The 13,871-nt window shown below is 38.8% G+C and carries 14 protein-coding genes and 1 pseudogene; 6 read left to right on the plus strand and 9 right to left on the minus strand.

The genetic code is table 11. The features are described 5' to 3' along the window. Positions 1-238: 238 nt before the first annotated feature. A pseudogene (locus BANVL01_RS28335) lies at positions 239-358 on the plus strand (DUF3006 domain-containing protein); the annotation flags it as partial. A 143-nt stretch (positions 359-501) separates the two neighbouring features. Here the strand turns inward: BANVL01_RS28335 and BANVL01_RS18945 are convergent. From BANVL01_RS18945 to BANVL01_RS18960, 4 genes are all read right to left on the minus strand, one after another. Next, a complete protein-coding gene (locus tag BANVL01_RS18945) occupies positions 502-1,209 on the minus strand; it encodes a DNA alkylation repair protein (protein WP_066086765.1) in 708 nt (235 codons plus the stop codon). A gap of 398 nt (positions 1,210-1,607) precedes the next feature. Then, positions 1,608-1,844: a hypothetical protein gene (locus BANVL01_RS18950; RefSeq protein WP_066086762.1), complete on the minus strand. Its 237-nt coding sequence runs from the start codon at positions 1,842-1,844 to the stop codon at positions 1,608-1,610. 229 nt (positions 1,845-2,073) lie between these two features. Then, positions 2,074-2,262 carry a hypothetical protein gene (locus tag BANVL01_RS18955; RefSeq protein WP_066086759.1) on the minus strand — a complete coding sequence of 63 codons (189 nt, stop codon included), beginning with the start codon at positions 2,260-2,262 and terminating at the stop codon, positions 2,074-2,076. Between the two features lie 214 nt (positions 2,263-2,476). Beyond that, positions 2,477-3,472 (minus strand): zinc-dependent alcohol dehydrogenase family protein, encoded by a 996-nt coding sequence (locus BANVL01_RS18960; RefSeq protein WP_066086756.1) that lies wholly within the window; start codon positions 3,470-3,472, stop codon positions 2,477-2,479. Between the two features lie 352 nt (positions 3,473-3,824). Here BANVL01_RS18960 and BANVL01_RS18965 point away from each other — a divergent pair, with 352 nt between their 5' ends. Further along, the gene (locus BANVL01_RS18965; protein WP_066086753.1) at positions 3,825-4,487 is read left to right on the plus strand and encodes a nitroreductase family protein; all 663 of its coding nucleotides are present in this window, start codon (positions 3,825-3,827) and stop codon (positions 4,485-4,487) included. Between the two features lie 408 nt (positions 4,488-4,895). Here BANVL01_RS18965 and BANVL01_RS18970 read toward each other — a convergent pair whose 3' ends face one another. Next, the gene (locus tag BANVL01_RS18970) at positions 4,896-5,267 is read right to left on the minus strand and encodes a winged helix-turn-helix transcriptional regulator (protein ID WP_066086748.1); all 372 of its coding nucleotides are present in this window, start codon (positions 5,265-5,267) and stop codon (positions 4,896-4,898) included. Positions 5,268-5,451: 184 nt separating this feature from the next. On the opposite strand from BANVL01_RS18970, the gene BANVL01_RS18975 reads away from it, so the two are divergent. Continuing rightward, entirely contained in the window at positions 5,452-6,666 is a 1,215-nt protein-coding gene (locus BANVL01_RS18975) for an MFS transporter (RefSeq protein WP_066086743.1), read from the plus strand. 270 nt (positions 6,667-6,936) lie between these two features. Here BANVL01_RS18975 and BANVL01_RS18980 read toward each other — a convergent pair whose 3' ends face one another. Further along, positions 6,937-8,289, minus strand: a complete 1,353-nt coding sequence (locus BANVL01_RS18980; RefSeq protein WP_066086735.1) for a glycosyltransferase family 2 protein — start codon at positions 8,287-8,289, stop codon at positions 6,937-6,939. Positions 8,290-8,952: 663 nt separating this feature from the next. On the opposite strand from BANVL01_RS18980, the gene BANVL01_RS18985 reads away from it, so the two are divergent. Continuing rightward, positions 8,953-9,270: a hypothetical protein gene (locus BANVL01_RS18985; RefSeq protein ID WP_066086728.1), complete on the plus strand. Its 318-nt coding sequence runs from the start codon at positions 8,953-8,955 to the stop codon at positions 9,268-9,270. Positions 9,271-9,540: 270 nt separating this feature from the next. On the opposite strand, the gene BANVL01_RS18990 is transcribed toward BANVL01_RS18985, so the two are convergent. Next, a complete protein-coding gene (locus tag BANVL01_RS18990; protein WP_066086725.1) occupies positions 9,541-10,743 on the minus strand; it encodes an MFS transporter in 1,203 nt (400 codons plus the stop codon). Between the two features lie 28 nt (positions 10,744-10,771). Beyond that, complete coding sequence (locus tag BANVL01_RS27440) at positions 10,772-10,975, minus strand: hypothetical protein (RefSeq protein ID WP_156482365.1); 204 nt, start codon at positions 10,973-10,975, stop codon at positions 10,772-10,774. 130 nt (positions 10,976-11,105) lie between these two features. On the opposite strand from BANVL01_RS27440, the gene BANVL01_RS18995 reads away from it, so the two are divergent. Together BANVL01_RS18995 and BANVL01_RS19000 are read left to right on the plus strand one after the other, a co-directional pair. Further along, positions 11,106-12,296 carry an MFS transporter gene (locus BANVL01_RS18995; protein WP_066086722.1) on the plus strand — a complete coding sequence of 397 codons (1,191 nt, stop codon included), beginning with the start codon at positions 11,106-11,108 and terminating at the stop codon, positions 12,294-12,296. Between the two features lie 341 nt (positions 12,297-12,637). Further along, positions 12,638-13,405 (plus strand): hypothetical protein, encoded by a 768-nt coding sequence (locus tag BANVL01_RS19000; RefSeq protein ID WP_066086716.1) that lies wholly within the window; start codon positions 12,638-12,640, stop codon positions 13,403-13,405. 86 nt (positions 13,406-13,491) lie between these two features. On the opposite strand, the gene BANVL01_RS19005 is transcribed toward BANVL01_RS19000, so the two are convergent. After that, entirely contained in the window at positions 13,492-13,692 is a 201-nt protein-coding gene (locus BANVL01_RS19005) for a hypothetical protein (protein ID WP_066086713.1), read from the minus strand. Positions 13,693-13,871: the final 179 nt, after the last annotated feature.

The raw sequence follows: 13,871 nt of genomic DNA on the forward strand, positions 1-13,871 counted from the left end.
TACACAAGTAATCTAAATAGATAATGTCCTCTAATTTCACCACATTAACGTAATAAAGATGAATCCTTCCCATATTACAGTTCAGGCAGATGGGAAACAATATCAAACACAAACATCTTTTATTCCCAAATAAGGAGTGAGTGAAGTGAAGCTGATCATTGATCGTTTTGAAGGAGATCTAGTCGTTTGTGAAAAAGAAGATGGCACGTTTATCGATATATGAACGAACCGTCTTCCTAGTGGCGCAAAAGTGGGCGATATCCTAGTGATGGATGGCGAGCATATTTCTATTGACGTGCCAGGAACTCAGGAGCGAAGAAAGCAAATTAATAGGTTAATGGAGGATATGTGGGAGTAGGGTTCCGAACCCTCCCATTTTTTATTTAGTTGAGGGCTTTAGCTAAGAAGAAACTTTCACAAATAAGGGCATTAATCCCTCATCGATCCTTGCTGGACAATGCCCTTGAAAAGTGAAAATTGTTTCGCAATGAGATGCTCATTTTAACATCTTACATACTTCCGTTTAAAACCAAGCCTTCCTTTATCGACTTCTTTTTGAATACTTTCATAAGCATTGAGAAAACTGCTTTTTTTCTTATCCCGTTTCATTTCTACTATACCTATTTCCTTTGCGGTCTCGACTGCCTTTTCATGGAGCGGCAAATAAGAAATCCCCACGGTGTATAGAAAATTATTCATAGCAGATTTCGCTCGTTCCGGCGAATCGTGAATCGTATTTTTGACAAAATCAAGCAGATTAGAAATCTTGTTTTCTGAAAATTCAACGTCTTTTCGATTCCCTAGAAGCCAACAATAGCAGCTCCAACCCGCTGACATTCTCAGCTCTTCACCGCTTGCGATCCATTTATCAGCAACTTCTTGTGCAATATCTGTCTCTGATAAGGTTACAGCCACCACATAATCGGACAACATATAAAAATATGCCGCATCCATCCAACGATCAAAATCCGACTCAGTCATGGCTTTTGGATCTGCAATAATGCCCGCAAAGTACATGGCGTCGTAGTTCCCTGTGGCATAAAGTTCTTCAGCTAACGGTTGACTTATTTTTATTTTCTTGGCTATTGGCTTCATTGCACCTGTTGCCACGCCAAAAAGCGGCTCATGCGCACCATTGGATATGTACATTTTTTTAGTGCGTTCCTTGCCAAGGGCTTCAAGCTCCTGCATAACCATTTCTAAATTCATCGTATAGCACTTCCTTCTTTTTGGAGATTTTCCTCGTAATAGTTTGCCGATCAAATACATCACCATTATCTTATAACATACTACCATTGTCAGCAAATCTACCGTCTAGTTGATGGCCCAATGACGTTTCTTGTGGTTTTTATTGAGGATTTACTGGCCACAAGAAAAGTCCCTTTGGACTCGGCTCCAATCAGGTCTATTGGATACCTTTTCTCCAATTTTTCCGGTGGAACGGGCTCCAATCAAGCCTATTGGATACCTTTTCTCCAATTTTTCCAGTGGGACGGGCTCCAATCAGGTCTATTGGATACCATTTTTCCAATTTTCCCAGTGGAACGGGCTCCAATCTGGTCTATTGGATACCATTTTTCCAATTTTTCCAGTGGGACGGGCTCCAATCAAGCCTTTTGGACACCTGTTCTCCAATTTTCCCAGTGGAACGGGCTCCAATCAAGCCTATTGGATACCTTTTCTCCAATTTTTCCAGTGGGACGGGCTCCAATCAAGCCTATTGTGATACCTTTTCTCCAATTTTTCCAGTGGAACGGGCTCCAATCAAGCCTTTTGGACACCTTTTCTCCAATTTTCCCAGTGGAACGGGCTCCAATCAGGCCTATTGGATACCTTTTCTTCAAATAAATCCCCCCTTTTTTAATCCCTACATTGCGCAACCTCATTCAATTTTACAAAATAGTATCATACTTACTATCATTATTTTCATAAATTTCATTGACAAACTGATTGCTTTTGAGATTAATGGAAACACTAACCTTTATGGTCTCTCGGTCAATGAAAAAAGTATGCCCTATTCCACAGGTGAATGATCATGCTTTTTCTTGTGTTTTCTTCATACAGTTCCCTTGGTTAAAAGATTTCCTTTATGTATGTAAAATTCTTAATAACTTCGCTTTCATTGATTGATATCCTATTTGTTAAATCTTCCGTTAAAAATACAAACTCTTTAACCCCGATAAATTCTGATTCGCTGACCAGGTAAAACTGCGCTCCTTTTTTATATCCATTAAACTGCCTATTTAATCTATATACCTTCATTGAATACCTCTAATGATTATTAATTTCTCTCTTTGATTATATCCCATTTAACTTAATTATTATTTGATACTACTGTAAAATTTAGAACGATTATGGATACAACGTAATCAGTTTTTATCCTTGCAGTTAAGTGTAAACGTAATGCACAAAAAAGAGTAGAGGCGTATAAAAAATACATACTTCTCTACTCATGAAGGGATAAGTTCCCCACTAGTTACCATTCATTTGTTAATACGACCTTTCCAATTGCCTTGTTTGATTCCAATAAAGTATGTGCTTCACTTACTTGATCAAAAGTAAACGTTTTTTCATCGACTAAGGGATGAAGTTTCCCTTCCTCTACAAGATTCGTTACTTCGCGTAATATTTTCCCGTGATCCTGCCTTTGCTCCTTATTCAGTACTTTCAAAAGCATGAACGTAATATGTAAGGAGAGTCCCTTAGCATGAAGAGGAGACAAATCGTGTGTTGATCGCGCTGCGATAGCTAATACTGTCCCGTTAGTGGCCGCCGCTTGGAAAGACCGATCGAGGTTCTCGCCACCAACCGTATCAAATACAATATCGAATCCTTTTCCATCTGTATGTTCCTTTACATACTCCTCTACTGACTGTTCCCGATAATTAATAGCCACATCTGCACCTAAACGCTTTCCGATGATTAACTTTTCCGCAGATGAAGCCGTTGTGAATACTCTTGCGCCGGCTAGCTTTGCTAACTGAATTGCAACATGTCCGACCCCGCCTGTGGCAGCATGAACAAGTACCGTTTGTCCGGTTTGCACATTTGCACGATTATAAAGCGATTCCCACGCCGTAATGGTTACTAAAGGAAGCGCTGCCGCTTGTGCCATCGTTACGTTTTTTGGTTTAGGAGCCAGAAGCTGAACATCCGCAAGCATATATTCTGCAAGGGCACCACCCGTTTCTTTAAAACCGCCTGCGCAGCCATAGACTTCATCACCGGCCTTAAACTCTGTTACCCCTTCTCCGACCTCTGTAACAACACCTGCTACATCGCCGTGCAACACCGCCGGAAACTCTGGTGCAACTGCTGCTACCAAACCACTGCGTACCTTTGTATCAATTGGATTTACACTTGTTGCTTTTACTTGAATAACAACATGCCCAGGAATTACTTCAGGCTTAGGAACTTCAGCAAGCTCAAAAACAGATGGATCTCCAAATTTCTTAATCACCTGTGCTTTCATTTGTTCATCACACTCCTTTCCTATAATTTTACACTATTTATATTTTTTTAGAAATGTTATGAATATTGTAATTATTCAATTTGCGCGCCATCCTTCTTTTACCCTTCTTTTACCCTTCTTTTACCCTTCTTTCCTATGATAAGTAATCAGGACAGAGTTCCCCCCCTTATCCCATCCATTATTTTTGACAATTCGTTTTGATTTAAGTAATGTAACCTAGTGGAATACGAAAAGTGATAGATTTTTTTCAAATTTTCATAAAAGGGTTTATATCCTAACTATATATGAATTCCCTTAGAATGTTCGTATTTTGGGGAAAGAAACGATCCTTACATCACTAGGAGGCAAAATTATGTCAAACTTACAAACTATTGAAAAGCAGGAACAGCAAACGTTCATTGATGTGATTCAGAGACGCCGTTCTGTTCGTTCATATGATCCAACAGTGCAGATTTCACGCGAAGAAATGACCGAAATACTAGAATTAGCAACATTGGCTCCTTCGTCTTCGAACCTGCAGCCATGGCGTTTTTTAGTCATCGATAAGCCAGAGCTTAAGAACAAGCTTTTGCCGATCGCGTTTAACCAACAACAAGTAGTCGAAGCCTCTGCCGTTATTGCTGTTCTTGGTGACCTGGAAAGCTACAAGAACGCTGAAAAGATTTATGGCCAAGCAGTTGAAGCTGGCTTTATGCCGGTTGATACGGCTAAATCATTCATTGAGCGGACGGTAAGCACGTACTCAAGCTTCTCACCAGAAGTAGCGCGCCAAGTCGTAAATACGGATGGTGGATTGATCTCCATGCAGCTCATGCTTGTCGCCCGTTCCAAAGGCTACGACACAGTTCCGATGGGAGGATACAACAAAGCACAGTTTGTTGAAGCCTTCGGAATTGACGAAAAATATGTGCCAGTGATGCTTATTGCGATTGGAAAAGCAACAAAACCAGGACATCCGACTACCCGCCTTCCTATCGAGGACGTAGCGTTCTTTAACGAAATGCCTACGGAATGAGCAAGAACGTAATACAAATAAAGTGACTCAACATTAGAAATCAGCTTGTGATTGAACCAAGTTGGTTTCTTTTTTTCTTTGAGAGGAATTTCATACTACAAAAAAGGGCAGCCCCAGGAAAAAGGGGTCAGTCCCCCGGTGTACTAAAGCTTTAATGCGCCGGGGGACTGACCCTTAATTTCAAAAATTCCAGGGATCTGTTGAATTGGGATCACATATTGTTTAAATTTTAACATAATTTCTTCGACTATATGGCCTGATTGCGGAAATACTCACCACGTAGGATGAAGTATTTTCTACCTTCTCAACTTTAACGATTGCATAGTACGTGAAAATTTTAAGATAGAATAACGCGAAGGTGCTGCCTAAATATTTGCCAAAAAAATGAGGGTTTATCAAAAGATAAGATCACTTCAGATGCTCATTTAAAATATTTTCTTCTAAGACTGCAAATTTATCACCGTATACTCTCGTAATATGTTTTTCTCCCCATAGACAAAGCGAATCTAAAATATCCCTCAAACTCCATCCATACTCACTGAGCTCATACTCCACTTTTGGCGGAACTTGATTATAGACAATTCTATTAATGACTCCATCTTCCTCCAATTCACGTAATTGCTGGGTTAACATCTTTTGGGTAATATCTGGCATAAGACGTTTCAATTCACTTGTACGTTTCTTACCATGTGTTAAATGGCATAGAATCACGCATTTCCACTTTCCCCCGATAACTTCCAGTGTTGCTTCCACTGATATATTGTATTTCTTTTCCTTCATTTTCTATCGCCTCCTAATTAGTAGGTACTAAAAAGTACCTATATTACTTTTAAGTACGTACTTCTCATTTATTATGATATATCTCATAATAACATTAGCCGGTTGAAATGTATGTATTGATTTATTTATTTTGTTTAATTTAAGCAAGTTTTTCACACAATACCCAAAAATTAGGAGGATAAAAATGTCTATCGATAAAAAACGAAGTACATTTGCACTTCTGGCTTTAGCAATGAGTGCATTTGCAATAGGGACGACAGAATTTATTAGTGTAGGGTTATTACCGCTAATTGCGGTGGATTTAAAAGTACCGGTTACAACAGCCGGCTTAACTGTTTCCCTTTACGCTTTAGGTGTAACTTTCGGGGCACCTATCCTGACATCCATCACGTCTAGTATGTCACGAAAATCTTTATTACTTTGGATTATGATTGTTTTTATTATTGGTAATAGTGTGGCAGCAAGTGCGGGCAGCATCGGTATTTTACTTGCAGCTCGTGTAATTTCAGCCTTTTCACATGGTATTTTTATGTCGATTGGATCAACAATTGCAGCCGATTTAGTACCTGAAAATCGAAGAGCCAGTGCCATAGCCATCATGTTTTCAGGACTAACGGTAGCAACTGTTACAGGTGTGCCATTTGGAACATTTATTGGACAACAATTCGGCTGGAGAATGGCCTTTCTTATTATTATTGCCGTTGGTATCATCGCCCTCATTGCAAATAGCATTCTCGTTCCGTCTGACTTACGAAAGGGAACGCGGACTACGTTCGGCGATCAGTTCAAATTACTGAAAAATGGACGTTTATTACTCTTATTTATTATTACTGCCTTAGGGTACGGTGGGACATTTGTTGTCTTCACTTATTTATCACCAATCCTGCAAGAAATAACTGGATACAAAGAAAGCACGGTAGCTGTGCTTCTGCTCATATATGGTATTGCCATTGCGATTGGAAATATGATAGGCGGAAAGCTATCGAATCAAAATCCAATTAAAGCTTTATTTTATATGTTCATACTTCAAGCAGTTGTTCTATTTATCTTCATGTTTACAGCACCATTTAAAATAGGAGGCATTATTACCCTCTTCTTCATGGGTCTTCTCGCTTTTATGAATGTACCTGGATTACAGGTATATGTGGTCATGTTAGCAGAGCGGTTTGTTCCAACCGCTGTTGATGTAGCTTCAGCGATTAATATTGCTGCTTTTAACGCCGGAATTGCACTTGGTTCCTACTTAGGAGGGATTATTACAGATTCAGTCGGTCTGATTCACACCACTTGGATTGGATCACTTATGGTTTTAGCAGCTGTTATCTTGACAGGATGGAGCAGAATTCTTGAAAAAAGAGACAAAAAAGCTGATAGAGTGCTCCACAAACAGTGTTCTTGATTATTGTACCGAAGAACGGGAATCCGTCGTATCTTGGATAACAGCACTAAAAAATATGTATGGCCCTAAGGAAAAAAGGGTCAGTCCCCCGGTGTACTAAAGCTTTAATGCGCCGGGGGACTGACCCTTAATTTATATTAATTGTATATAGCTTTGCTCCATAAAAAAGTTTGATGTCCCTTTATAATGGACATTTTTCAAAAAAAAGTAAGGTCACACCTCCAGTGCGCTAAAGCTTTAGCCTGTCTGGGGTCTGACCCAAGATTTCCACTATCTCCATACCCTCTTCCGCTGCATGAATTCCTGAATATATCCCCAAACGGAAACGGGTGACATCATCATTTGGTAGCACAACACAAAAAAGATAAACCCTATTCGATTTTTTCGAATTCGTAATCCTAATTCATGAAAAACTCCTTTTTGATACCGATAGAGCAAATAATTTGCGAGGAGTGCTAGAGGCAGAACAAGTAAGGTATGAGCCCCGACAATCCAAAAAACCCCAAAGAAACTCAGGATTAGTCCAGGGATCCATACAAATGTATAAACAAAATCCAAGAAGGGCATCACCAAGTTCGAGCCTGTTAAATAACGGGTGAAGATCCTTGGCTGTTCCCACGGTTTTACTCGTTTTAGCGCTTCAATCATCCCCCGTGCCCAACGGCTGCGCTGGCGGGAAAAGTGGCTAAATTTCGTTGGCACATCCGTAAAGGCAATCGCCGTTGGCTCAAAATAGACCTTATAGTTTTTCTCTAGAAATGCCCAAGTAAGTACAATATCTTCTCCTATTGCATCTGGCCATCCGCCCACTTCTTTAATAACATCTGTCAGATAAAGACTGTACGCGCCTTGTGCTACAAGCGTTCCTTGATACAAACCCTGTAGACGCTTAATCGAAGCAATTCCTAAAAAGTAATCCCATTCTTGAAGTCTCGCTAACCAGTTTTCGCGGCTATTACGTACAAGAACAGCTCCAGCTACGGCACATACCTCTTTTGGTGCAGATTCCATACGAGCCACTAATCTTCTAACTGCCTGGGGATGGAGTAATGTATCGGCATCTAAAGTGATGGTATATTTTGTATCCACTGATAAAAGAGCCTTATTTAATGCATGATGTTTACCAGGTTTCTTCTCAAAAAGGACGTGAATATCAAGTCCCAATTCTCTACCTGCTTGTTTTGAAACCTCTGCTGTATGATCTGATGAATTATTATCGATCACGTAAATCCGCATCAACCCTTCATAGTCTTGTTTTGCTAATTGTTGTAAAGTCATGGCAATTCCCTTTTCTTCATTCCAACAAGCAATTAAGATACTCAAAGGTTCTTTTGGGTTAAGCGTTTTAAAAGCTGGCTGTCGGTCAAACAAGAGACTTACAACCATAAAGGCATTTAAGTACCCTGGTAAATAAGCAATGCCAGTAATGATAACAATGGCAACAGGAACCGTCACCACTTGCCCCAATTCCTTTACCCATGGGACCGAAAGCACAATTGAAAAAACCATCCATATAAGAGCAAATCCGTGACTAAGCCAGAACTTCTCTAAAACTGGGAGGTACAATCCTCTTTGAAATGGTAGTAATGGATGTCTTGATGTCGGTCTAGTTTCTATTTTCAAAGGAAGAAGAACCCCCTTCTAATGATTATTAATCTCCTACCTATTTTATATTATTGGTCGGCATTTTCCGTTGCAATTACAGAATTACCAATAATAATACAATTATAGGTGTGATTTTCCATTACGGTCGTCTGTTAGGTATTCTTTTTCATTAATAGGGCCAGTGTGTAATCATTGCAGCCTTTTTTTGAATCTTCTTTTTTTCAATAAAGTACCTATAGTTGAACAAGTTCATTAGACGCTAATGCGAGTTTGATAAATAAGCGGAGAAATTTCCCTTAATTAAGAAATAGCACTGAAAACAGCTCAAATAGACGGAAAGATTCCGACTATTGACTCGAAAAACGTGAAAATGGTTAATTTTTCTTTGCTTAATCGGAAAACCTCCGCTTATATACCCGGAACCGGGCTCTATTCTGCAGTCTAACCGGAAAATCTCCGCTTATTTTAAATATCACTGAGGATTCTAAAAATTTTTAGAGCCCTTTTTTTCAACGTATGGAAACGCTCAGGTTCAAAAATTTATTAAGCCTGAACGATTATTTTTTTGAACTTAGGTTTTGCAAGCCTTGTCAGAAATAATAGGTATAAAGACCAAAGGAAAAAAGTTGGATTTACTTTCCTCTTCCATCTCATACAATACATAAAGGGAGGTAGAGAAGCATGTTCAAAAGAGTGATCATCCTTGGGATGCTCTCCTTAGTATTAATAGCATTAGTTTTACTTAGAAACCATACAATTGCTCCTGTTAACAATCCAAGTACGAAAAGCAATGATTCCTCTGAATACATTACAGTTGAATATAAAATTAGCAAAATTGAAGGCAAACGGTATTATGGAAAAAGTAATGACGGGACAGGGATCATTTTTTCTACTCAAAGCATCGAATCAGATGATGATATACAAGTCGATGATGTGGTCATATGCTATTTTGAAAAAGGTAATTTTGGGAAAGGATTAGTAAAAGTCAAAAAGAAGTAAGCTGAATGAAGAATTTAAGTGGATGCATCCATCGTCATAATAACCTTTTAAAATATAAGATCAGTCCCCAAGTGTATATTGGGCTTGGGGACTGATCGCAAATTACCTTTAACGTAAGTCTAGCAGCAATGAAGTACACGATTGAAGGCCGGAAGCTTAAGGATTTGGGCAAGTAAACTGCCGCAGCCAAACATGGAATCTCCTCAGGAATCTTCCGTATTTTTAAAAAGTGTTACTTTTTCTACAGCCTCTGCCTGTCCCCTTATCTCTTTAACTTGAATGTACTAGGGAATGATTTTTCGCTCTTTTCTTAAAATAAAAAATCATATTCATTAAGATTAAAAGAACGAGCGAACATACAACAAGGCCCCATAAAGTAACCGCAATAGGAAACCGGTCAATGAATACCCCTGCCACTTTAGGAAGAAACGCACCGCCCAGTCCACCTAGCGCAACTAGAATGCTTGTCGTGTTCTCCTCTAATCCTTGCGCTTCCTCATTCACAAGCAATAACCCGATGGAGAATATCCCACCCATTAACAATCCCGCGAAAAAGATTGAGATAAAACTCATGGTTGCTGATGTCGATAAGGCAAATCCGGAAATGCTGCCAAATTGACCAATACAGCAAATAATTAAAAGACTTCTATAACCAATTTTATCAATAATAACTGCCATACTAAGACGCCCAATAGTCATCGCACCCCAAAACACCGTAATACTTATCGCTAGTGCAGATTCACCTAAATCTGTCGTTTTCCTTAGTATGGTAGGTAAATAATTAGGGAAAGTCATTTCTGTCCCTACATAAAAAAAGAAAAATAAAGCACCTATAGCTATGACTGGAATTCCTTTACGTGGATAACGTTTTCTCTCAGGCGACTTTATATCCTGCAAGGCAGCCCGAGGCTGTTTCTTTAAAAAAGAATCCGCATCTCCAAATGATAGAAATAACCACAGGAACATTGTTACAGTAATGATTACTGCTACGAATGTAAATGATAGGTTCCATATGCCATTCATAATAAAAATAGCAGATACGGTAGGAATAACTAGAGCGCCAACTCCAAAAAACACTTCGGCTAGGACGAGCACAGCTGCCTTTTTTTCTTTAAAAGAACCAATGATAAGAGCTGCAACCACAGTTTCAGCAATCCCTAACCCAGCACCGCCGATTGGCGTTGTTATGAGCAGTACGTTCCAATCTGGCAAGAAACTAAGGACAAATTGGGATAGGGCAAAACAGAACAATGCTACAAAAATCGTCATTCTCCGCCCTAGACTATTTACAATCACTGGAGCAATTAATACCCCCACTAAAAAACCTAGGAATTGATTCATAATGAGTTGTCCACCAGCACTGTAATCAACTTGATAGGCATGAACCATCGGCTCCAGCACAGAGCCAATAATAATATGGCCAAACCCATTTAATAAATAGATTAAACAAGCAATCCAAGCAAGTTTTTTCAAATAATCCCCTCTTTATTCAACGTGTATTCTATATAAATCTAGCATAACGAACTCTGACACTTTCGGAAAGTTTTATGTGTCTAGGACATGCTCCAAAATCAGCAGAAACATATAATCCAATACCGTATCCAATTAAAACAACACCTTTTATATAGGCCATTGTTGCTCCTGCTAAACTATCAATGCTAGGTAAAATCCAATTATAAAGAACAATAAATAATCCTAGAAACAAATATATTTAGATAGGCCCCTATTTTTGGCTTTATTATGCAAGGGTTATTCTCTTAAAAAAGTTTTATGGTATGATGAGATGTCGTTCTAACATGTGACACATTTACGTTCATCTAAGAAAAGAGGTATTTATGCGTACTACAGAATTATCCAAGCGACATTGGTTACTCATCTTAACACTTACTTTATTAACATTTGTTCTCGGAACAAGCGAATTTGTTATCGTCGGGATCTTAACCGATATTTCCTCGAGTCTTCAAATTACAAATGCAAAAGCAGGCACATTGGTTTCCGCGTTTGCGATTACGTTTGCCATTGCTACACCACTCGTGATGTCAGCAACAAGTCATTTCCCAAAGCGTAAATGGATGTTGTTTTTGATTGGATCGTTTATCATCTTGAATGCTTTGTGTGTGATTTCGACAAGCTACATCATGCTCCTTGCACTTCGGATGATGACGGCGATTGTAACAGGAGTGTTAATCTCACTTGCCATGATTGTTGCAAGTGAATCCATGCCGAATGCAAAACGTGGACTTGCTATATCATTCGTTTTTGGTGGTTTTACTCTGGCAAACGTGATTGGAGTACCAATTGGCACTGTCATCGCTGAATGGTACGGCTGGAATGCCACTTTCATGTTAACTACTTTACTAGGAGGATTTGCGTTTTTGACATCCTTTTTCGTCTTGCCTACTAAGCTCAGCCAAATACGCAGTTCGTTACGGGATCAGTTTTCTTTATTGACCAATCCACGAATTTTGATGGCTTTTTTCATTCCTGCACTTGGATTTGGTGCAACTTATGCCGTCTTTACTTACCTTGTTCCTATCTTGAAGGGAATGGGAGCACCAAATCAATCCATTAGTTTCATCTTATTTGGTTATGGAATTATCTCGATTTTCAGCAACATCCTCGCGAGTAAAATTGCCAGCCACAATGCAATTGGTCGCCTTAGGTTTGTTTTTCTTGTGCAGGCAGTTGTTCTGACAAGTTTATTTTGGACTACCAATCATACAATATTAGGATTTGCAAACATTGGCTTGATGTCGTTATTGGCCATCCTGTTAACAACATCTACTCAGCTTTATTTAATAGACCTTGCCGGAATTTATCAGCCAAAAGCAACAGGACTCGCTGCATCACTTATGCCAGTAGCAAGCAACGTAGGGATCGCTTTTGGTTCTGCATTAGGCGGAATTGTATATCATCAAGGAAATTTAATGAATGTAACATGGGTCGGTGGGGTAGTTGCCGTTTGTGCAAGTCTGCTCACTTTCTTTAGTCATCTCTTAGACAAAAAACAAAAGAAAACAGCATAAGAGGAAAGCAACAAAGTCTTGGCATGTTTCCTATGGTTTCTCTAGAAGAACTGTAACGCACAAAAAAAAGGCCTTATAGACTACCGAATTCTTCTAACATGGGAGTAATCGGAACCTTATTTTGCTTATTCCACAATAGGATTTTAAATTTTAATAAATTGATAGAAAATCCATCCCAAAATGCGAAAATCGCTGTCAAAATTCACTTTTGAACGCAAATATGACGCTTTTGGTATAAAAATCAGCACCAAAAGTGAATTTTCCAAGTTCGATATGAACGGCAAAATCCGATATCGTTTAGTTGCTGAACGGAAACTAAGCGATGAAGGGCGGCGCCAAAAATGAGTATAAAATCAGGTAATATTGAAGGATTCGAACAATATGCGCAATTTGAAACATTAAAAGAATTTAATCGTCATTTGGAGATGTGGTTATTGGAACACAAAACAGATTTTTCAAAAGGAGAGCTAGTCGGATTAAAGCGGCTGGTTCGTTTTGCTGCGAAAATACCTGGTGTATGTAATGCCAAAATCGGCACTCTCTTAAAAACGATTCATGATGAATATCACGATAACGGGATTTCGCGTTCCACGTTTAAACGGATGATTAACAAAGCAAAAGCATTAGGGATCTTTACTGTCTATGAAACGGAAAGAAAAAATGGTTCGCAGTCAAGCAATCTCTTTGTGTTCAATCGTTTTCCCGTTAGTGAACCACCTAAACAAGAAATATTGAACCACCCAAAAGAAACTATTAATCTTTTAAAAACTGAAAAAGATCAAAAGATAAAAAAACGTAATGAAGAACCGTCTGTATTGGATCACACCTATGTTAGCAACCGTGTTCCACAGCGTTTTGTTCAATTTGTTCAATACTTCTTCTCGGATGCAAAATTAATCGAAGAATATTGGCGGATGGCATACATTCAGATTCACAGATTAATTGATATGGACATAGACGATACTGTCGATATCGCGATTGATTCCTTTAGACAACTTATTAGGAAACTGAAATTTACAAAGGTCGTCAGAAATCCAATTGCCTATTACTATGGAATCTTTACCAAAAAATTATTTCATTTTTTTCGGGATTGTTATTGGAATTCATGAAGCAAAGGATACATACAAACAAAAAAGGGGCAGTTTCAACCTCACAATGCTCTGTTTATTGTTTTAGTCTCTATATCCGTATCCAATCAATTTATAACAATGGCAACAGGAACCGTCTCCACTTGCCCCAATTCCTTTACCCATGGGACTGAAAGCACAATTGAAAAAACCATCCATATAAGAGCAAGTCCGTGACTAAGCCAGAACTTCCCTAAAACGGGGAGAGACAATCCTCTTTGAAATGGTAGTAATGGATGTCTTGATGTCGTTCTAGTTTCTATTTTCAAAGGAAGAAGAACCCCCTTCTAATGATTATTAAAATCCCTTCCTATTTTATATTATTTGCCGGCATTTTCCGTTGCAATTGCGTAATTACCAAAAAATAATACAATTATAGGAGTGATTTTCCATCACGGTCGTCTGTTATGTAAATCTAATATAACTGGCTAAATTCCATTGGAAAATG

This window comes from Neobacillus novalis NBRC 102450 (assembly GCF_001591805.1).
Lineage (GTDB): Bacteria > Bacillota > Bacilli > Bacillales > Cytobacillaceae > Neobacillus > Neobacillus novalis.

Excerpts from the sequence above, each read along its gene's own strand:
- BANVL01_RS18945 (WP_066086765.1), bottom strand. The coding sequence starts at position 1,209 with ATGAATTTAGAAATGGTTATGCAGGAGCTTGAAGCCCTTGGCAAGGAA.
- BANVL01_RS18955 (WP_066086759.1), bottom strand. The coding sequence starts at position 2,262 with ATGAAGGTATATAGATTAAATAGGCAGTTTAATGGATATAAAAAAGGA.
- BANVL01_RS18960 (WP_066086756.1), bottom strand. The coding sequence starts at position 3,472 with ATGAAAGCACAGGTGATTAAGAAATTTGGAGATCCATCTGTTTTTGAG.
- BANVL01_RS18965 (WP_066086753.1), top strand. The coding sequence starts at position 3,825 with ATGTCAAACTTACAAACTATTGAAAAGCAGGAACAGCAAACGTTCATT.
- BANVL01_RS18970 (WP_066086748.1), bottom strand. The coding sequence starts at position 5,267 with ATGAAGGAAAAGAAATACAATATATCAGTGGAAGCAACACTGGAAGTT.
- BANVL01_RS18975 (WP_066086743.1), top strand. The coding sequence starts at position 5,452 with ATGTCTATCGATAAAAAACGAAGTACATTTGCACTTCTGGCTTTAGCA.
- BANVL01_RS18985 (WP_066086728.1), top strand. The coding sequence starts at position 8,953 with ATGTTCAAAAGAGTGATCATCCTTGGGATGCTCTCCTTAGTATTAATA.
- BANVL01_RS18995 (WP_066086722.1), top strand. The coding sequence starts at position 11,106 with ATGCGTACTACAGAATTATCCAAGCGACATTGGTTACTCATCTTAACA.
- BANVL01_RS19000 (WP_066086716.1), top strand. The coding sequence starts at position 12,638 with ATGAGTATAAAATCAGGTAATATTGAAGGATTCGAACAATATGCGCAA.